The sequence below is a fragment of the Sphingopyxis sp. PET50 genome (assembly GCF_025244705.1).
Taxonomy (GTDB): Bacteria; Pseudomonadota; Alphaproteobacteria; order Sphingomonadales; family Sphingomonadaceae; genus Sphingopyxis.
In genome coordinates this window covers 759,593-777,538 of the sequence record NZ_CP104207.1, presented here as the reverse complement: position 1 = coordinate 777,538, position 17,946 = coordinate 759,593, and the positions used below count along the sequence as shown (strand labels likewise).

Sequence of the window (17,946 nt, the reverse complement as noted above, 5' to 3'; positions counted from 1 at the left end):
GGGCACCCTCCCGCCCGCCGATCCCTTTTTTCGATCAACGAGGAGCATCCATGATGCGTTTCACCGGCAAGAGCGTGCTCATCACCGGCGCGGCGCGCGGCATCGGACTGGCTGCCGCGCAGGAATTCGCCCGCGAGGGCGCGGCGGTCACCATCACCGATATCGACGCGCACGAGGCGGAGAGCGCCGCCGCCGCGATCCGCGCCGAAGGATGGAGCGCCGAGGCGCGGCGGCAGGACGTCGCCGATGAGGCGGAATGGGCTGCGCTCATCGCCGATGTCATCGCGCGTCAGGGCAAACTCGATATCCTCGTCAACAACGCCGGCATGGGTTTCCTGAAATCGGTCGTCGATACCGGCCTCGCCGAATGGCAGCGGCTGATGGCGGTCAATCTGGAAAGCGTCTTCCTCGGGACCCGCGCCGGGATCGCGGCGATGAAGGGCAGCGGCGGCGTGATCGTCAACGTCGCCTCGATCGCCGCCAATGTCGCCGAGCCGCTTTTCCCCGCCTATAACGCGAGCAAGGCCGGCGTGGCGATGCTGACCAAGGCGGCGGCGGTCGATTGCGCGCGCAAGGGCTGGCCGGTGCGGATCAATTCGCTCCATCCCGGCTATTGCGAGACCAAGCTGGTGGCCGATGCCGTGGGCGGCCTCGGCGATGCCGCCGCCGGTTTCGCGGCGGCGACGGTCGGCGCGATCCCGCTCGGCCGCATGGCGACGACACGCGAAATCGCCCGCCCGCTGTTGTTCCTCGCCAGCGACGACGCGGCGTACATGTGCGGCAGCGAGCTGATCGTCGACGGCGGCTACACCGCGGTCTGACCCCATCCCATTGCAAACAGGAAGAAATCCCATGAGCAAGAAGCCGGTCATCGTTTATGGCGCCTCGGGCTACACCGGCCGCCTCGTCTGCGAATATCTGCGTGAACTCGGCGTCCCCTTCATCGCTGCCGGGCGCGACAGGAAACGCGTGCAGGAGGTGATGGACAAGGTTCCGGGCATCGAAACCGCAGATTATGAGATTGCGGAGGTCGAGCACAGCGTCGAGGCGTTGACCGCCCTGTTCAAGGGGGCAAAGGTCGTGTGCAACATGGTCGGCCCCTTCATCAAATATGGACCCGAGACGGTCGAGGCGTGCCTCGCGGCGGGCACCCATTATCTCGACACCACCGGCGAACAGGACTGGATGCTGTCGGCGCAGGAAAAATGGGGCGACGCCTTCGCGAAGAAGGGCCTGCTGCTCTCGCCCTGCGTCGCGCAGATGTACACGACCGGGGAAATCGCGGCGAACATCGCGCTCGAAACCATGCCGGGGCTCGATACGCTCGACATGCTGGTGCTGTGGAAGGGTTTTCCGACCTATGCCTCGGTCCAGACGATCTTCACGATCCTCAAGGCCGACTGGTATTATCTGGAGAACAACCGGTACGTCCAATGGCCGACGCTGACCACGACCGAGTGCAACGTCCCCGGCCAGCACGCGACGGCGCTCACCACGCCGTGGGGCGGCACCTCGCACCCCGTCTGGTTCAAGGACGACCCGCGCGTCTCGACGGTCAAGGTCTTCGGCGGCGTCTTCGCGCGCGAGGTGATGGACAATGTCGTGGGCATGACCAAGATGATCGACACCGACATCAAGCCCCTCCCCTTCGCCGAACAGGAAGCCGCGCTGTCGAAGATGGCGGAATCGGTGCAGGGCGACATGCCGCCGCGCGAAAATCCGCGGCTCAACACCAGCATCGATTCGGTTTACGCCTCGGGCCCGCTCGGGCGCGCGCATGTGCTGATCCACGGCAATTGCAATTACAAGCAGACCGGGCTGATGCAGGCGTGGTGCGCCGCGAACCTGCTGCAACAGGCGCCGCGCCGCACCGGCTTCGCCTCGGCCTGCCAGGCGTTCGGGCACCGCGAGATCCTCGGCACGCTGCGCCAGTTCGGGCTGGTGCTGAAACCGGTCGTCACGGTCAACGGCTGATGCGGCTCGTTGACTGGCTCGACAAGGGGGCGTCGCTGGGCGGCGATGCCCCCTGCCTGACGATGGACGGGAAAAGCCTGTCCTATGCGGATGTGCAGGCGCTCACCCACCGTGTCGCGCGCGGATTGAACGCGTCGGGCATCACGCCGGGCAAGCATGTCGCGATCCTGTCGGGCAACGACCCCGTCGCCTTCGCCTGCGTCTTCGCCATCTCGCGCGCCGCCGCCGTCTGGTGCCCGGTCAATCCGCGCAACGAGGCGGCGGAAAACGCCTATGTCCTCGACAATTTCGATTGCGCGGCGCTCTTCTTCCACAGCAAATTCGCCGAACTGGTCGACGCGTTGCGTACGCGGCTGCCGAAGCTCGAGCAACTCGTCTGCCTCGACGCCGAACAGCCCTTCGCGCCCTCGCTCGACCAGTGGCTGGCGGGCGTCGACGACCGTCCCTTCGTCGCGGCGCCCGCCAGCGACCTCGCGATGCTCCCCGGCACCGGCGGCACCACCGGCCATCCCAAGGGGGTGATGCTGACGAACCGCAATCTCGAGGCCATGACCGCGCTGACCCTCATGGGCTATCCGTTCGAGGGGAGGCCCGTCTATCTCGCGATGGCGCCGCTCACCCATGCCGCGGGGGTCCTGACCTTCCCGGTCATGGCGCACGGCGGCGAGGTCGTCATCATGCCCTATCCCGACATCGGCGAATTCCTGACGCTGGCCGAACGCCACAAGGCGACGCACACATTTCTGCCGCCGACGCTCATCTATATGCTGCTCGATCATCCCGCACTGCCGGCGACCGATCTCTCGGCGATGCAATGCTTCTGGTACGGCGCGGCGCCCATTTCCCCCGCGCGGCTCGAGGAAGCGATCGCAAGGATCGGCCCGGTGATGGCACAGCTTTTCGGCCAGACCGAAGCGCCGATGATGATCTCGATGATGTCGCCGAGGGATCACCTCAACCCCGACGGGACGGTCGCACGGCATCGCCTGGCGTCGGCGGGCAGGCCCGGCCCGCTCGTCCGCGTCGCGATCGTCGACAGCGAAGGCCGTGAACTGCCGCGGGGCGAGCGCGGCGAGATCGTCGTCAAGGGCAGCCTCGTCATGGACGGCTATTACAGGAACCCCGAAGCCACCGCCGACGCGACGCTGAACGGATGGCACCGCACCGGCGACATCGGCTATCTCGATCCCGACAATTTCCTGTTCATCGTCGACCGCGCCAAGGACATGATCATCACCGGCGGCTTCAACGTCTATTCGGCCGAGGTCGAGGCGGCGCTACTGTCGCATCCGGCGGTGCAGGACGGCGCGGTCTTCGGCCTGCCCGACGACAAATGGGGCGAGCGCGTCTGCGCGGTGGTGCAACTGCGGGCGGGACAGAGCGCCGCGCCCGAAGACATCATCGCGCATGTCAAGGCCGCGATCGGCAGCGTGAAAGCGCCCAAGGAGCTGGATATCTGGGATGATCTGCCGCGCTCCAAGGTCGGCAAGGTGCTGAAAAAGGATATTCGTGCCCGAATCCTGACGGCGACCTAGAGCGTGATCGTCTTAGATTGAATCGATTTGGGATTCACGCGGTACTGATTTTCTGATTCAACCTGTTGGCTGGTTAGGAGGCCAGCAGAGATGAGCCGAGCCTATTCGATTGATCTTCGGGAACGCGTGGTTGCAGCGATGGCATCGGGGTCGTCGGCGCGAACTGCGGCATCGCGCTTTGGTGTGAGTGTTGCGAGCGCGGTGCGCTGGTCGCAGCGACAACGCCGGACGGGCGGGGTGGCACCGGGCAAGCTGGGCGGGTACAGGAAGCCGGTGCTGCTGCCCGAGCGCGAGTGGCTGCTGGCGCGTGTCGCGGCCGAGCCGGACCTGACCCTGCGGGGTCTGCTGGGCGAACTGGCGGATCGCGGGGTGAAGGCGAGCTACGGCGCGCTGTGGCTGTTCCTCGAACGCGAGGGCCTGTCGTTCAAAAAAAGCCTGTTCGCGACCGAACAGGATCGGCCGCAGATCGCCCGGCGACGGGCACAATGGCGCAAGTATCAGGGTCGGCTTGATCCTCGCCGCCTCGTCTTTATCGACGAGACTTGGGCCAAGACCAACATGACCCGCACCCATGGCCGTGCCCGGCGCGGTGAGCGGCTTCACGCCACCGCGCCCTTCGGCAAGTGGCGCACGCTGACCTTCCTCGCCGCGCTGCGCTACGACCGGATCGAAGCACCTTGCGTGCTCGACGGGCCGATCAATGGCCAACTCTTCACTGCCTATGTCGAGCAGTTCCTTGTACCCACTCTCGCACCGGGCGACATCGTCATCATGGACAACCTCGGTAGCCACAAAGGCCAGGCCGTGCGCAACGCGATCAGGGCCGCGGGTGCCAAGCTCCTGTTCCTGCCTCCCTACAGTCCAGACCTTAACCCGATCGAACAGGTCTTCGCCAAACTCAAAACACTCCTGCGAAAGGCGCAGGAGCGATCCGTCGAGGCAACATGGAAACGCATCGGCTCGCTGCTCGATGCCTTCCTTCCGGACGAGTGCGCAAACTACCTCAGAAATAGCGGATATGCTTCAATCTAAGACGATCACGCTCTAGGCGCCCGCCGCGCTGTCGACCCGCACGCGCCACGCGGCGATCGCGGCGGCGGTTGCGGCGGGCGCCTCGCGCTGCGGAATATGGCCGCAACCCGGAATCATCAGCAGAACCGCATCGGGCAGCGCGGCGGCCATCTCGCGCGCGCGGTCCGGCAAGACGATGATATCCTCTTCGCCCGCGAGCACCAGCGCCGGGACGGCAAGCCCCGCGAGCAGGCCGCAGCGATCGGCGCGGGTCGCCGCCGCACGCTGATGCTCGATGAAGCGCGCGGCGCCACTGCGCAGCAACATCGCCCGCATATCGGCAAGCAGCGCGGCATCGGCGCGGCTGGCCCGCGACAGCACCGCACGCGCCAGACGGTCTGCGACGGCGCCGAAATCGGTCTGCGCTTGCTCGATCGCCTGCCGGCGTCCCTCGCCCTGTGTCTCGCTGTCGGCGGTGCAGGCGCTGCCCAGCATCGCCAATCCGGCGATCCGGCCAGGCGCCCGGGCGGCGATGGCGAGCGCGACATAGCCGCCCATCGAATGGCCGCAGAGCGCGAACCGCTCGGGCAGGCCGGCCAGAATCGCGCCTGCCATCGCGTCGATCGTCGGCCCGCGCGGCACAACGACGCGATCGACGGGCATGCCGAGCCAGCTCGCCTCGTCGCTGGCGATGCCGCAGATCGCGATCACCGGTACGGTCATGCCATGGCCTCCTTTCCGTTCGCCGCCGCGATGCGCCGCACGCGCGATTTCCGCAAGGCAATTGCGGTGCGCAATATATTGGCATAATAAGTGCCAATACAGGGAGGGGATTCGCGATGAAGCTATGTGGAACGATGGTGCTGGCCGCGGCCCTGATGCTCGCGCTGCGGCGCGGGAGCCGTACCGGCCGCTCCCGCTTCCGTACCTCCGCGCCATCCCAACATCGTGATCCTGCTCGCCGACGACTGGGGGTTCAGCGACGTCGGATCCTTCGGGGCCGAGTTCGCGACCCCCAACATCGACGCGCTCGCCCGTGCCGGCATGCGTTTTTCCAATTTCCATGTCGCCGGGTCGTGCTCGCCGACGCGTGCCATGCTGCAGACGGGAGTGATGAACCACCGCAACGGGCTCGGCAACATGCCCGAGACGATCCCCGACGCGCATCGCGGCAAGCCGGGGTACGATACGGTGCTGAACCACCGCGTGGTGACCATCGGCGAATTGTTCGGCGCAGGGGGATACAACACCTACCTCACCGGCAAATGGCATCTGGGGAGCGATGCGACGCGCCTGCCCGAGGCGCGTGGCTACGATCGCGCTTTCAGCCTCGCCGACGCCGGCGCCGACAATTTCGAGCAGCGGCCGATCGAGGGCATGTACGACAGCGCCGCCTGGACCGAGAATGGCAGGCCCGCGACGCTGCCGCAGAACTTCTATTCCTCGACCTTCGTCGTCCAGAAGATGATCGACTATATCGACGCCGGCCGCGCGAGCGGCAAACCCTTTCTCGCCTCGGTCAATTTCCTCGCCAACCATATTCCGGTGCAGGCGCCCGACAGCGACATCGCGCGCTATTCGGCGATGTACAGCGACGGCTGGACCGCCTTGCGCGAGGCCCGGGCCAGGCGGGCGGCGGCGCTGGGCATCGTGCCCGCGGGCGCGCCGATGGTGACGATGGCGACGACGCCGGACTGGGCGGCACTCGACGCCGAAGAGCGCGCCGCCGCGGTGCGGGTGATGCAGGCCTATGCCGGCATGGCGACGGCGATGGATCGCGAGGTCGGGCGGCTGGTCGCGCATCTGAAGGCCACCGGCCAATATGAGAATACGATCTTCGTCTTCCTGTCGGACAATGGCGCCGAGCCGACCGATCCGTACAACCGGTTGCGCAACCGCCTGTTCCTGACCATGCAGTACGACACGTCGACCGCCAACATCGGACGCCGCGGCAGCTTCGCCGCGATCGGCCCCGGCTGGGCGAGCGCGGCGGCGTCGCCCTTGTCGGGCTACAAGTTCAGCGCCGCCGAGGGCGGGCTGCGCGTGCCGCTGATCATCGCATGGCCGAGCAATCCCGGGGTTCGTGCCGGCGCGGTCAACGGCGGGCTGGCGCATGTCACCGACATCCTGCCGACGCTGGCCGACCTCGCCGGGGTGCCGGGGCATGGCGGCGAATGGCAGGGGCGCAGGGTCGAACCGGTGACCGGGCGCAGCCTTGTTCCCATGCTCGGCGGCGCGCCGGGCAGCGTGCACGGCGACAATCCGCTGGGGTATGAGCTGTCGGGCAACAGCGCGCTGTTCCGCGGCGATTACAAGCTGGTGCGTAACCTCGCTCCGACGGGTGACGGCAAATGGCGGCTCTATGATCTGAAAAGCGACCCCGGCGAGACGCGCGACCTGTCGGCGGCGATGCCGGACCGTTTCGCCGCGATGATGACCGACTACCGCGCCTATGCAAAGGCGAACGGCGTGCTGGACATGCCCGCAGGCTACACCGCGGATGCGCAGATCAACCGATATGCCTGGGAGCAGCAGGGGAAGAAGCGCGCGATCAAGGCCGGGCTGTGGCTCGGCGGCGGGCTGATCGCTCTCTCAGCGCTGATCTGGGGCTGGCGCCGCGCGGCGCCGGGCGCGCCGTGTCGATCAGGCGAAAGCCGATGTGATCGGTGCCTAGGCTGCGTTCCTGGAACTGGCGCGCCGCCGGACGGTAGCGCGCGCAGTAGTTCGCCGCGCACAGGAAGCTGCCGCCCTTGATGACATTGCTCTCACCGCCCGCCCTTGCGGTCGTCCATTCCCAGACATTGCCGATCAGGTCGTGGACGCCATGCTTGTCGGCGGGGAAACAGGCGACCGGGGCGCGGCTGGTGAAGCCGTCGGTGCCCATGTCGCGAACCGGAAAGACGCCCTGATAATAATTCGCCTGCGGCTTGCCGTCGACGACCGGCACATTGCGGTCGGCGCCGCCGGTCGCGGCGGCGAGTTCCCATTGCTCCTCGCTCGGCAATGCCTTGCCCGCCCAGCGCGCATAGGCGAGCGCGTCCTCATAGGCGATCTGCACCACCGGCTCGCGGCCCCGCCCGTCGATATCGGTGTCGGGCCCGGCGGGATGGCGCCACTCGGCTCCCACGACCCAGCGCCACCAGTTGGGATTGCCGTCGGTCGGCGCGGTGAACACAGCGCCGCCGGGCACCAGCATGTCCGGCGGCGCGCCGGGCAGCTTCGGCGGGTCGCGCTCGGCGAGCGTCTTGTAGCCGGTGGTCTTCACGAAGGCGGCGAATTCGGCGTTGGTCACCTCGTGCGTCGCCATCCAGAAGCCGGCGACGGTGGCCTGCTTCTCGGGGCCTTCCTCGGGCAGATGCGCATCGGCGCCCATGGCGAAGGTCGCGCCGGGAATCCAGACATAATCCTGCTTCGGCATCGCGGGACAGACCGTCTTCGCTTTCGTGGCGACGGTATCGCCAGTCCCGTCGCCGCAGGCGGCGAGCAGACCGATCGACGCCAATGATGCAAGCAGCCCCGCGCCTTTCATCGCCCGGATCCTTTCACCAGCGCCTCGACCATTTGCGCCACCACCGCCCCCGCTTCTTCGACCGTCAGGCCCTGGTCGTGCCGCAATGCGCGCCAGGTCTGGAACGACAGGGCAACGCACAGCGCCTCGCGCCCGACCTTGTCGGCCAGCACATCGTCGGGAAGCAGACGGAACAGCAGGTCGCGCTCCAGCGCCACGACCTGTCCATATTGGCCCATCAGAAAGGGCGACTGATAGCGCTTGATATTGGCGGCGAGCCGGAACGGCAGCATCGTTTCGAACACCCGCACGCGCCGCGCCGCGAGGTCGCGCACATCGGCGCGCCAGTCGATACCGGCATAGGGTGCGGTGACGATCGGCAGCACCCGTTCGGCGATCGTTTCGGACATTTCGCGATAGAGCGTGTCCATGTCGTCGAACTGGCGGAACACGGTGCGCAGCCCGACCCCCGCCTCCTCGGCGACACGCGCCGCGCTGGGCGACAGGTCGCCGCGGTCGATCAGGTCGAGCATCGCCCCGACGATCCGCGCGCGGCTCGACCGGCTGCGTTCGCGCCGCCCGTCGATGCGCGGCGGCTTGCCTGCCTCGGCCTTTGCTTTTGCCTTCGATGCCATGGCCTCTCCGCTGGCCCAGCTTGACGCCGGGGTCAATGCGATCTTGCATCATCGCCTATATAATGACACATATAGTGCCATAATATCGGCGGCAATCGCGAAAGGGGGAAGGCCATGAAGAAAAGATGGGTGGCGCTTGGAGTTCTGGCCCTGATTGGCGCGGGCGGATATTGGGCCTTTCATACGAACAGCTATCGCCTGCCCGGCCTTGTCTCCGACTGGAAAGACCCGGTGCAGCCCAACCAGCCCGTGCATTGGCAGGCCGGACCCGCCACGGCGCCTGCGAACAAACGCCCCCCGAACATCATCCTGATCGTTGCCGACGATCTCGGCTTCAACGACATCAGCCTCAACGGCGGCGGGGTCGCGGGCGGGATCGTCCAGACGCCGAACATCGACGCGCTCGCCCGTGAGGGGATGAATTTCACCACAGCCTATGCCGCCAACGCGACCTGCTCGCCGTCGCGCGCGGCGATGATGACCGGGCGGTACCCAACGCGGTTCGGCTTCGAATTTACCGCGGTGCCGGTGCAGTTCGCCGAGAATCTGGCGCATGGCGACGGCGTCGGGCCGCTGAACCCGATTTTTCACAAGGACCTCATCACCCCCGATATCCCCGATTATCCCGACATGGGCGTACCCGCGAACGAGGTGACGATCGCCGAGGCGGTGAAGGCCGCCGGTTATCACACGCTGCATATCGGCAAATGGCATCTGGGCGAGGCCCCTGCCCTGCAACCGCATGCGCAGGGCTTCGACGAGAGCCTCGCGGTCCTCGGCGGCGCGGCGATGTTCCTGCCGGAGGACGACCCCGACGTCGTCAACGCCAAGCTGCCCTGGGACCGGATCGACCGTTTCCTGTGGGCGAACCTCCGCCACGCCGTGAATTTCAACGGCGGCAAGCGGTTCCATCCCAGGGGGCATATGACCGACTATTTCGCCGACGAGGCAATGAAGGCGATCGAGGCGAACCGCAACCGCCCCTTTTTCCTGTACCTCGCCTTCAACGCCCCGCACACGCCGCTGCAGGCGACGCGGGCGGACTATGACCGGCTGCCGCAGATCAAGGATGAAAAGACGCGCGTCTATGGCGCGATGATTGCGCAGCTCGATCGCCGCATCGGCGATGTGATGGCGAAGCTGAAGGAACTCGGCATCGACGACAATACGCTCGTCATCTTCACCAGCGACAATGGCGGCGCCTGGTACACCGGGATCGACAGGTTGAACGCGCCCTATCGCGGGTGGAAGGCGACCTTCTTCGAAGGCGGAATCCGCACGCCTTTCTTCATGCGCTGGCCGGGGGTCATCGCGCCGGGCAGCAGCCGCGCCGACCCGACGGGACATCTCGACATCTTCGCGACCGTTGCCGCAGCGGCGGGTGCGAAGATGCCGCGGGACCGGGTGGTCGACAGCGAGGATATCCTGTCGGGACCGGCCAAACGCGCCGCGATGTTCTGGCGATCGGGCGACTATCGCGCGGTGCGCGCGGGCGACTGGAAATTGCAGGTAACCCGGCGGCCTAGCCAAAAAGCGCCTCTATAACCTCGCCGCCGACCCGACCGAGCAATATGATCTGTCGGCGAACGAACCGCGGCGCGTCGCGCAGTTGAGCGCGATGCTCGACGCGCAGAACAAGGGCATGGCGAAGCCGATCTGGCCGGGGCTGATCGAAGGACCGGTGCGCATCGACGTGCCGCTCGACGCGCCGTGGCAGGACGGACAGGATTATATCTATTGGACGAACTAGATCCGCCCGCCTTTCAATCCCGTTGAAAGGCGGAGCATTTCGCCCTAGCCGTGATCGGGTCGCTTCGGGGCGGCGCGAACCGGGTCACAGGAGGCGATCATCGACATCGGACAGGCACAGGACGAACTGCGCGCGGCGTATCTTGGCGGGGCGCCCGGAGTCCTGGTGTCCGGACTGGCGTGGCTCGCTGCCGACGCGGCCTGGTATGTCTGGGGCGGCTTTTATGCCTTTGTGACGATTTTCATCGGCGGCATGCTGATCTTTCCGCTGTCGCTGCTGATCGCGCGCGCCTTTCGCGCGCCGCGGGCGGCGAAGGACAATCCCCTGCCGACGCTGGGCTTCGAAGCGACCTTCCCGCTCTTTGCCGGACTGCTGATCGCCTTTGGCCTGCTGCCCTTTTCGGAACCCTTTGCCTTTGCCGCGCTCGCGATCGTCGTCGGCGCGCGCTATCTGGTCTTTGCGACCCTCTATCGCGAGCGCCTCTACTGGCTGCTCGGCGGCGCGATCTTCCTGATCGGAACCGGCTTCGCGATCAGGGGCGATATCCTGCCCGTCCACGTCACCCTGGTCGTCGGCAGCGTCGAACTGATTGTCGGTGCCTGGCTGTTCACGCGGTGGAACGCCGCGCGCGGCGATCCGCAGACCGCCGGCGTGCGGGCCTGATCGTTCGGCCGGTCAGCCAGCCGCCCGACGCGCCGTCCACAGCCCGAAACTCGCGATGATCGCATAGCAGATCAGCGGCACCGCCAGCGCGAGACGGATATTGCCGCTGATGTCCGCGACCGTTCCGAAGAGAAACGGCACGATCGCGCCGCCGACGATCGCGGTGCACAATATCCCCGATCCCTGGGGCGTCCGTTCGCCGAGCCCCTCCGTCCCGAGGCTGAAGATCGTCGGGAACATCAGCGAATTGCAGAAACCGACCAGAATCAGCGCCCAGCCCGACAGGGCGCCCGTGGTCACCGCCGACAGGATGATCAGCGAAATCGCGCCCGCCGCAAAGGTCGCGAGGACGCGTCCCGGCTTGGCCATGCGCAGGATGAAACCACCAAGCAGCTTAGCCGATCAGCGCGCCCAGCCAATAGATCGCGACCAGCTTGCTAGGCCGCCTGAATATCCAGCCCCATCACGCTCGGCTCGCCGAGATAGGCGATCAGGTTCGATCCGATCGCCACTTCAGCACCGACATAGGCAAAGATGCACAGCGCGCCGAGCTGGACGCGGCGGTTGTGGGTGAGCAGGCCCCAGGTGCCCTCCAGCTTCACATCGTCGGCCTTGGCATGGTCGAGCGCGCTCCGGTACATCCAGAACACCGCCGCAATGACCAGCATCAGCACGCCGAGCCACATATAGGCGGTGCCGATCGACGCCCCCTCGGCGACGCGATAGGCTTGGATTTGCGCCTCGCTCGCCGTTTCGGCGTCGATCGGTTTCGAATCGCCGAGCAGCAGGGTCGCGCCGCCATAGACCATCAGGAACACGCCGATCGAATTGAACGCCTGCGCAAAGGTCAGGCGGCTGTGCGAGGTTTCGACCGGCCCCAGCGTCGTGATCACCGGATTCATCGCCACCTGCAGAACCGTGATCCCCGCGCCGATGCAGAAGAGCGCGGCGAGAAAGCCCGGATAGGACGCCGCCGCCGAAGCCGGAACGAACAGGAATGCCGCCGCCGCGACCAGAACGAACCCCAGCACGAAGGTGCGAATGTAGCCGAGCTTCGACATGACGATGCCGGCGGGGATCGAAAAGGCCGCGTAAGCGATGAAGAACGCCATCTGGACGAGGTTCGCCTGTGCATGCGTCAGGTGGAACATCGGCTTGAACTTGCCGACCAGCAGGTCGTTGATGTTGGTCACGCCGCCGAGCAGGAAAAAGACCGCAAAGGCGAGGATCAGCACGACCCGCGTGCCGCCGCCGCTCTTCCCCGGCTCTCCGGACGGGTTAGGGTCCGCGCTCACCGCGACGTTCGGCGTCAATGCCATCTCATCTCTCCCCAATTTTTCCGGCTTTTGCCAACCCGTTCGCGGGGTCTGGTCATTTTCCCCGGGGCGGGCAAGCCAGATTCTCGCCGACGGCTTCGACATTCGTATTCAACAGCGTGGCGGCAAAGCCCGCGTCGGCCTGGACCGCCACCGCCGCCCCGACGCGCGTCAGATCGGCGCCGGCATCGGCGAAGCAGCGCAGCGGCACCTTGATCGTCGACACCTGCCCCCTGGGCGCCGCGGCGACGAGGGCGCTGATGTCGAAAGGGATGTTCGCGAAGGACAATTGCACCGGCCCCGTCCCGGCCGCATCGATGCGCCAGTCGATCCGCACCGCAAAGCTGTTGTTCAGCTGGCGCGACAGGTCGGCGTTCGGCCCCGACAGGCCAAACGAACCGGGTCCGGTCCACACGAAGGACTTGCCATCCTCTTGCGCCGCCACATCGACCGAGCGCGACGCGACATGACCATAGGGGCTGGCGAGCGGCGGGGAGTCGACCGGGCGCCTGCCGCCGGCGTCGGTCACCGACAGCAGCCACGGCGCGCGGGCGCGGCCGCCGCCAAAATAGCGCTCGACGTTGAGCGCGGCGCCGACGTCGATGCCCAGTTCCTCGGGCAATTGCGGCACCGCCCGGCTCTCGCCATATTTCAGGCCATAACCGGCCGCGAACAGCGGCTTTTCGACCGGCGAGCGCGCGTCCGCGGGCCAGGGAAAGGGCAGGACACCGGTAAAGCCGCGCGCGCTCCTGCCGTCCCGGCCCGCGACGAGCACGTCGGCGATGCCCGCCCCCTGCGACCCGGGAAGCCAGCCCGCAACGAAGGCGTCGGCGGCGTTGATTTCGGGACTGGTGAACATCGGACGGCCCGACAGGAACAGCGCGACCACGGGAATGCCCGCCGCCTTCAGCTTTTTCAGCGTCGCCAGATCGGTCGCGTCCGACGGCTGGTAATCGAGCGTCGGCACGTCGCCCTGGAACTCGGCATAGGGTTCCTCGCCGAACACGACGATCGCGACATCGGGTTTTTCCGCATAGGCGCCGTCCCTCGACAGCGCCGCAGTGCCGCCCGCCTCGCCGACCGCTTTCTGAAGCCCTTCCCAGATCGTCTGGCCGTTGGGGAAGTCCGAACGCACGACGTCGGTGCCCTGCCAGCTGATCGTCCAGCCGCCCGACTGCATCGCCATATTGTCGGCGCCGGGACCGGTGACGAGGACGCGCGCGCCCGCCTTGACCGGCAGCACGCCGCCATTGTTCTTGAGCAGCACGAGCGACTTCGCCACCGCCTCGCGCGCGACCGCGAGATGATCGGGGGCACCGACCGCCGCGAAATCGCCGCGGCCGCCGCGGTCGGCGTCGAACAGGCCGAGCTTGTATTTGACGCGCAGGATACGGCGCACCGCGTCGTCTAGCCTTGCGGCGGGGATCGTGCCATCCTTCGCCTGTTTCACCGTGGTTTCGAACAGGCCCTTCCAGCTGTCGGGCGCCATGAACATGTCGAGCCCGGCGTTGATCGACGGGGCGCAATCGGTGACGCTGCACCCCGCAACCTGACCATGGCCGTTCCAGTCGCCGACGACGAAGCCGCCGAAGCCCATCCGGTTCTTGAGCGCGTCGGTCAACAGGCCCTTGTTGCCGTGATGCTTGACGCCCTGCCAGCCCGAGAAGCTGGCCATCACGGTGAGCGCCCCGGCGTCGATCGCCGCGGGATAGCCCTGCGCGTGCTTGGCGATCAGTTCCTTTTCGTCGATTCCGGCATCGCCCTGGTCGCGGCCGCCGTCGGTGCCGCCATCGGCGAGGAAATGCTTCGCGGTCGCGGCGACATGCGTCTTGCCGACGACTTTGCCCGCGACGAGTTCGCCCTGCAGCCCGAGGACCATCGCCTTCGCATAAGCCGCGACCAGTTCGGGATCGGCGGCATAACCTTCGTAGCTGCGGCCCCAGCGCAGGTCCTGCGGCACCGCCAGCGTCGGGGCGAAGGTCCATTCGATGCCGCTGCCCGCGATCTCGGCGGCGGTCACCGCGCCGATGCGCTGGATCAGTTCGGGATCGCGCGCCGCACCGAGACCGATATTGTGCGGAAACAGCGTCGCGCCCGGAATGTTATTGTGACCGTGGACGGCATCGACGCCGAAGATGATCGGGATGGCAATGCCGTTCGCCTGCGGCCTCAGCGACACGGCGCGGAACTCGCCGACCAGCTTCGCCCAGTCGGCGGCGCTCGACCGTTCGTTGCCGTTCGGGCCGCTGTTGCCGCCGGCAAGGATCGAACCGAGCGGCCAGGTTTCGAGATCCTTGGGCGTGATCGTGCTGATGTCGCCCTGGATCAGCTGGCCGACCTTCTGCTCGACCGTCATTTTGCCGAGCAGCGCGTCGATGCGTTCCTCGGTCGCGGGATCGGTAATTGCGGCAGGGCTCTTCGCCGTGCGGCCAAAGTTCGGGATGGACCGTAGCGGCGCCAGCGCCGTACGGCTGCGAGACCGCTGTGGTGGCCGTTCCAGCCAGCAACAGCGCCGTCGTCATGGCAAGTGCGGAACGCCGCATCGTCTCTCCCATCCTTTATTATGTGAACGTTATCAAATAGCCCTCTCGCATAGCAAGCGAAGGAAAGCAAGCACGCTGTTCGGGGCGCGTTCAGCGCAGACGCGGCATCGTCACGAGCAGCGCCACCGCGAGGCTCGCAAAGGCGGCGAGCAGCAGGAACAGCGCGTCGAATCCGAAACCCGGAACCAGCGAAATGGTGAGCCACGGCATGATCAGCGACGGGACGGTGTTGGTCAGGTTGAACAGCCCCAGGTCGCGTCCGCGCCGGTCGGGGCGCGGCAACACCCGCAACGTCTGGCCGCTGTGCAGCGACAGAAAGATCGTCGCCGCGATACCGAAGATCACATAGCTCAGCTTCGCCGCGATCAGCGTCGTTGCGAGCGCCATGGCGACGAGCCCCAGCACCAGCACGCCCGCGCTGATTCCCAGCGGCAGGATCGGGCGATCGTGCCGGTCGGCCCAGCGGCCCGCGAGCAGCGCCATCGGCACGGCGATCGTCAGCACGAGGCTGAACAACCGCGCCGTTTCGCTGTCGGTGATGGCGGGGTCGATCGAGCGGAACCAGAAGAAGAGATAGGCGAACAAGGCCGCCTCGGCGATCTGGACGAGCAGCCGGGCGCACCACATCCGCACGACGGGTGATGCCGGCCGAATCTGGCTGGCCTGAAGACTTGCCGCGTTCACCGCGTTCAGTTCGGGAAAGGCGCGCGGCCGCCCGAACAGCAGCACCGGCAAAACCGCGCCTGCCACGAGCAGGCCGATGATCGCGAGCCGGCCGTCGGCACCCGCAAGTCCGGGCAGTGTGACGAAGGCGCACGATACCGCACCGAGCGCGGGCGAAAAGGCCAGCAAACCGCCGAGTATCCCCTTCTGATGATCGGGCACGCAGTCGCCTGCCCACGCCGCGATGGGCCCCAGCATCATGTTGAGCGCCAGTTGCCAGCCGACGATGATCCCGATCAACGTCGGGACGTCGTGCGCCAGCGGAACCGCGAGCAACAGTGCGATCGTCAGCACCAGGCCCGCGGACACCCACCCGCGGCGGTTGCGAGTGCGATCACTCAGCCAGCCGAAAAAGACCCCTCCGACGCTGGCGGCAATCGCGCCGAAAAAAGTGGCGTAGCCGAGCGCCTGGATATCGTCCGCCCCCGCCAGCGCGGTCATCCGCACCGGGAGGAGGATCGTCAGGAAGGGGACATAGGCGATCGCGCCGCTGCGGCGGCGGCGAGCGCATAGAGCAACAGGAAGACAAGCGACTGGCGCCGGGGATCGGCCGCCCGCTCAGCCATGGCCGCGCGGCGGCGCGGTCGAGCCACGCTCGATCAGGCTGCCCTGGACGACGGTCGGTTCGGTCGGCCGAGCTGCGCCGCGCTGCGCCGCAATGATCAGTTCGACCGCGCGCGACACCGTCGCGGCAATCGGCTGGTCGACCGCGGTGAGGCCCGGCGGCGTGAAGCGGACGATCGGCGTATTGTCGAAGCTGACCAGCGACAGGTCGCGCGGAACGTCGAGGTCCAGTTCGCGGGCGACGGCAAGCGTGGCGAGCGACATCTGGTCGTTGCTGGCGATGATCGCGGTCGGGGGGTCGGCCAGGCCGAGCAGGCGATGCGCCGCGACCGCCCCCGACGCCGCGCTGAAATCGCCCTCGGCGAGCAGGTCGCCGGTCGGCAGGCCCGCCGCGTCCATCTCCGCGCGCCAGCCGTCGATGCGCCAGTGGCTGAGGTCATATTCGACCGAGCCCGAGATGAAACCGATCCGTTTGTGCCCCAGGCCGAGGAGATGGCGCGTCGCGCGCGCCGCCGATCCTTCGTCATCCATCGTCAACGCGATCCCCGCATCGCCGCCATGCGACCCGATGCGCGCGAAGGGAATCCTCTGGTGGTGGAGCAGATCGACGATCAGGGGATTGTCCGAATGCGGCGGCGTGAGGATAACGCCGTCGGGCTGGAGCGCGGCGATGATCGCGCGCAGTTCACGCTCGACATGGTCGTGATGGGTATCGACCAGCTCGAAGATCATCCGGTACCCCAGCTCGGCGCATTTGAGCATGCCGCCGAACAGCATCTGGTCGACCCAGTCGGTGCCTTCGCGCGCGTTCCAGTCGGCGATCGTCCGGTCGCGATCGTTGATCGCAAGGATCAGATAGGAGCGCGATCCACTCATCCGCTGCGCCGCGATCGAGGGCACATAACCGAGTTTGTCGATCGACGCCTGGACGCGTTCCTTCATTTCGGGCCGGACATTGGGCTCGTCGTTGATGACGCGGCTCACCGTCTGCAGCGACACGCCCGCGTCGGCCGCCACATGCTTGATCGTCACCGACTGCCGCCGACGCCCCATCAGTTCTGCTGGTCCCCGGATGAATTACACGCCGCCGTGCTAGCGGCATCTTCGCCGCATTGCCAGACGCGAACCCAGTCGATCTCGAAGCGTTTGGGATAGCCGCGCCCGTCGACGCCCCTTTCGGTGCGGCTTTCGGCAAGCCCGCCGCCGACCGCGAGGTTGAGCAGCAGGTGGAAGGGGCGGTCGAACGGAGCACCGGGATCGGTGGAGCCTGTCGTGCTCCAGTCGCCCGCGACCCGCGTGGCATAGGGCTTGCCGTCGATGGTCCAGACCATCCTGCCTTCGCTCCAGACGATGCCGAAAACGTGAAAATCGTCGATCGGCGCGGGCAGCGCCGTCTCGTCGCCCTTATGCTTGTTGTCGGGCCATGGCCCGCCGAAGTGCAGCGTGCCGAGGATGCGGTTCTCGATCCCGCCGGGACAGTCCGTGCAATTGGCGCCGAGGTTCACCGCCTCCAATATGTCGATCTCGCCCGAGGCCGCCCAGCCGCCATAGTGCTGATCGTCGGGCAGCATCCAGATCGCTCAGCCAGGTCCCCTGTCCCTGCGGCAGTTTGGCGCGCACTTCGATCTTGCCATAGGTCCACGCCGCCTTGCCGCGCGTTACGAGGCGCGCGGAGCTATAGTCCCTGATGGCGCGCGCGTTGGCCTTGGCGGGGTCGCCGCGCT

Annotated in this window: 16 protein-coding genes and 1 pseudogene; 8 read left to right on the top strand and 9 right to left on the bottom strand. The window is 66.9% G+C overall.

Going from position 1 to position 17,946, the window contains the following annotated elements:
* The first annotated feature begins 50 nt into the window (after nucleotides 1-50).
* The 4 genes from N0A20_RS04055 (at nucleotide 51) to N0A20_RS04040 (ending at nucleotide 4,541) form a co-directional block, all read left to right on the top strand.
* Nucleotides 51-821, top strand: a complete 771-nt coding sequence (locus tag N0A20_RS04055; RefSeq protein ID WP_260582718.1) for an SDR family oxidoreductase — start codon at nucleotides 51-53, stop codon at nucleotides 819-821.
* Between the two features lie 31 nt (nucleotides 822-852).
* On the top strand, nucleotides 853-1,974 hold the full coding sequence (locus N0A20_RS04050; RefSeq protein WP_260582717.1) for a DUF5938 domain-containing protein: 1,122 nt from the start codon (nucleotides 853-855) through the stop codon (nucleotides 1,972-1,974).
* The gene (locus N0A20_RS04045) at nucleotides 1,974-3,509 is read left to right on the top strand and encodes an acyl-CoA synthetase (protein WP_260582716.1); all 1,536 of its coding nucleotides are present in this window, start codon (nucleotides 1,974-1,976) and stop codon (nucleotides 3,507-3,509) included. The genes N0A20_RS04050 and N0A20_RS04045 overlap by 1 nt, the downstream gene beginning before the upstream one ends.
* A 90-nt stretch (nucleotides 3,510-3,599) precedes the next feature.
* Complete coding sequence (locus N0A20_RS04040; protein WP_260582715.1) at nucleotides 3,600-4,541, top strand: IS630 family transposase; 942 nt, start codon at nucleotides 3,600-3,602, stop codon at nucleotides 4,539-4,541.
* Nucleotides 4,542-4,553: 12 nt separating this feature from the next.
* Here the strand turns inward: N0A20_RS04040 and N0A20_RS04035 are convergent, their stop codons facing one another.
* Nucleotides 4,554-5,243, bottom strand: a complete 690-nt coding sequence (locus N0A20_RS04035; protein WP_260582714.1) for an alpha/beta fold hydrolase — start codon at nucleotides 5,241-5,243, stop codon at nucleotides 4,554-4,556.
* 225 nt (nucleotides 5,244-5,468) lie between these two features.
* Between N0A20_RS04035 and N0A20_RS04030 the strand changes: the two are divergent.
* Nucleotides 5,469-6,617, top strand: a pseudogene (locus N0A20_RS04030) (sulfatase-like hydrolase/transferase); the annotation flags it as partial.
* 454 nt (nucleotides 6,618-7,071) lie between these two features.
* Here the strand turns inward: N0A20_RS04030 and N0A20_RS04025 are convergent.
* Entirely contained in the window at nucleotides 7,072-8,049 is a 978-nt protein-coding gene (locus tag N0A20_RS04025) for a formylglycine-generating enzyme family protein (RefSeq protein WP_260582713.1), read from the bottom strand.
* Entirely contained in the window at nucleotides 8,046-8,663 is a 618-nt protein-coding gene (locus N0A20_RS04020; RefSeq protein ID WP_260582712.1) for a TetR/AcrR family transcriptional regulator, read from the bottom strand. The genes N0A20_RS04025 and N0A20_RS04020 overlap by 4 nt, the downstream gene beginning before the upstream one ends.
* Nucleotides 8,664-8,777: 114 nt before the next feature.
* On the opposite strand from N0A20_RS04020, the gene N0A20_RS04015 reads away from it, so the two are divergent.
* The 3 genes from N0A20_RS04015 (at nucleotide 8,778) to N0A20_RS04005 (ending at nucleotide 11,076) form a co-directional block, all read left to right on the top strand.
* The gene (locus tag N0A20_RS04015; protein WP_260582711.1) at nucleotides 8,778-10,208 is read left to right on the top strand and encodes a sulfatase-like hydrolase/transferase; all 1,431 of its coding nucleotides are present in this window, start codon (nucleotides 8,778-8,780) and stop codon (nucleotides 10,206-10,208) included.
* Nucleotides 10,209-10,272: 64 nt separating this feature from the next.
* Nucleotides 10,273-10,413, top strand: a complete 141-nt coding sequence (locus tag N0A20_RS04010; RefSeq protein ID WP_260582710.1) for a hypothetical protein — start codon at nucleotides 10,273-10,275, stop codon at nucleotides 10,411-10,413.
* A gap of 165 nt (nucleotides 10,414-10,578) precedes the next feature.
* The gene (locus tag N0A20_RS04005) at nucleotides 10,579-11,076 is read left to right on the top strand and encodes a DUF7010 family protein (protein ID WP_260582709.1); all 498 of its coding nucleotides are present in this window, start codon (nucleotides 10,579-10,581) and stop codon (nucleotides 11,074-11,076) included.
* A 12-nt stretch (nucleotides 11,077-11,088) separates the two neighbouring features.
* Here the strand turns inward: N0A20_RS04005 and N0A20_RS04000 are convergent, their stop codons facing one another.
* The 6 genes from N0A20_RS04000 to N0A20_RS03975 form a co-directional block, all read right to left on the bottom strand.
* Nucleotides 11,089-11,445, bottom strand: a complete 357-nt coding sequence (locus N0A20_RS04000; protein ID WP_260582708.1) for a hypothetical protein — start codon at nucleotides 11,443-11,445, stop codon at nucleotides 11,089-11,091.
* A 68-nt stretch (nucleotides 11,446-11,513) separates the two neighbouring features.
* Nucleotides 11,514-12,395 carry an MFS transporter gene (locus N0A20_RS03995; protein WP_260582707.1) on the bottom strand — a complete coding sequence of 294 codons (882 nt, stop codon included), beginning with the start codon at nucleotides 12,393-12,395 and terminating at the stop codon, nucleotides 11,514-11,516.
* A gap of 52 nt (nucleotides 12,396-12,447) precedes the next feature.
* Entirely contained in the window at nucleotides 12,448-14,748 is a 2,301-nt protein-coding gene (locus N0A20_RS03990) for a glycoside hydrolase family 3 protein (protein ID WP_260582706.1), read from the bottom strand.
* 277 nt (nucleotides 14,749-15,025) lie between these two features.
* Nucleotides 15,026-16,099 (bottom strand): MFS transporter, encoded by a 1,074-nt coding sequence (locus tag N0A20_RS03985; protein ID WP_409574765.1) that lies wholly within the window; start codon nucleotides 16,097-16,099, stop codon nucleotides 15,026-15,028.
* A 117-nt stretch (nucleotides 16,100-16,216) separates the two neighbouring features.
* Nucleotides 16,217-17,275 carry a LacI family DNA-binding transcriptional regulator gene (locus N0A20_RS03980; RefSeq protein WP_260582704.1) on the bottom strand — a complete coding sequence of 353 codons (1,059 nt, stop codon included), beginning with the start codon at nucleotides 17,273-17,275 and terminating at the stop codon, nucleotides 16,217-16,219.
* On the bottom strand, nucleotides 17,275-17,793 hold the full coding sequence (locus tag N0A20_RS03975; RefSeq protein WP_260582703.1) for a glycoside hydrolase family 16 protein: 519 nt from the start codon (nucleotides 17,791-17,793) through the stop codon (nucleotides 17,275-17,277). Before N0A20_RS03975 ends, N0A20_RS03980 begins: the two co-directional genes overlap by 1 nt.
* Nucleotides 17,794-17,946 lie beyond the last annotated feature (153 nt).

Bases quoted from the DNA above. Each gene is read 5' to 3' on its own strand.
- N0A20_RS04055 (WP_260582718.1), top strand. From the start codon at position 51: ATGATGCGTTTCACCGGCAAGAGCGTGCTCATCACCGGCGCGGCGCGC.
- N0A20_RS04050 (WP_260582717.1), top strand. From the start codon at position 853: ATGAGCAAGAAGCCGGTCATCGTTTATGGCGCCTCGGGCTACACCGGC.
- N0A20_RS04045 (WP_260582716.1), top strand. From the start codon at position 1,974: ATGCGGCTCGTTGACTGGCTCGACAAGGGGGCGTCGCTGGGCGGCGAT.
- N0A20_RS04040 (WP_260582715.1), top strand. From the start codon at position 3,600: ATGAGCCGAGCCTATTCGATTGATCTTCGGGAACGCGTGGTTGCAGCG.
- N0A20_RS04035 (WP_260582714.1), bottom strand. From the start codon at position 5,243: ATGACCGTACCGGTGATCGCGATCTGCGGCATCGCCAGCGACGAGGCG.
- N0A20_RS04025 (WP_260582713.1), bottom strand. From the start codon at position 8,049: ATGAAAGGCGCGGGGCTGCTTGCATCATTGGCGTCGATCGGTCTGCTC.
- N0A20_RS04020 (WP_260582712.1), bottom strand. From the start codon at position 8,663: ATGGCATCGAAGGCAAAAGCAAAGGCCGAGGCAGGCAAGCCGCCGCGC.
- N0A20_RS04015 (WP_260582711.1), top strand. From the start codon at position 8,778: ATGAAGAAAAGATGGGTGGCGCTTGGAGTTCTGGCCCTGATTGGCGCG.
- N0A20_RS04000 (WP_260582708.1), bottom strand. From the start codon at position 11,445: ATGGCCAAGCCGGGACGCGTCCTCGCGACCTTTGCGGCGGGCGCGATT.
- N0A20_RS03995 (WP_260582707.1), bottom strand. From the start codon at position 12,395: ATGGCATTGACGCCGAACGTCGCGGTGAGCGCGGACCCTAACCCGTCC.
- N0A20_RS03990 (WP_260582706.1), bottom strand. From the start codon at position 14,748: ATGACGGTCGAGCAGAAGGTCGGCCAGCTGATCCAGGGCGACATCAGC.
- N0A20_RS03985 (WP_409574765.1), bottom strand. From the start codon at position 16,099: ATGACCGCGCTGGCGGGGGCGGACGATATCCAGGCGCTCGGCTACGCC.
- N0A20_RS03980 (WP_260582704.1), bottom strand. From the start codon at position 17,275: ATGGGGCGTCGGCGGCAGTCGGTGACGATCAAGCATGTGGCGGCCGAC.
- N0A20_RS03975 (WP_260582703.1), bottom strand. From the start codon at position 17,793: ATGCTGCCCGACGATCAGCACTATGGCGGCTGGGCGGCCTCGGGCGAG.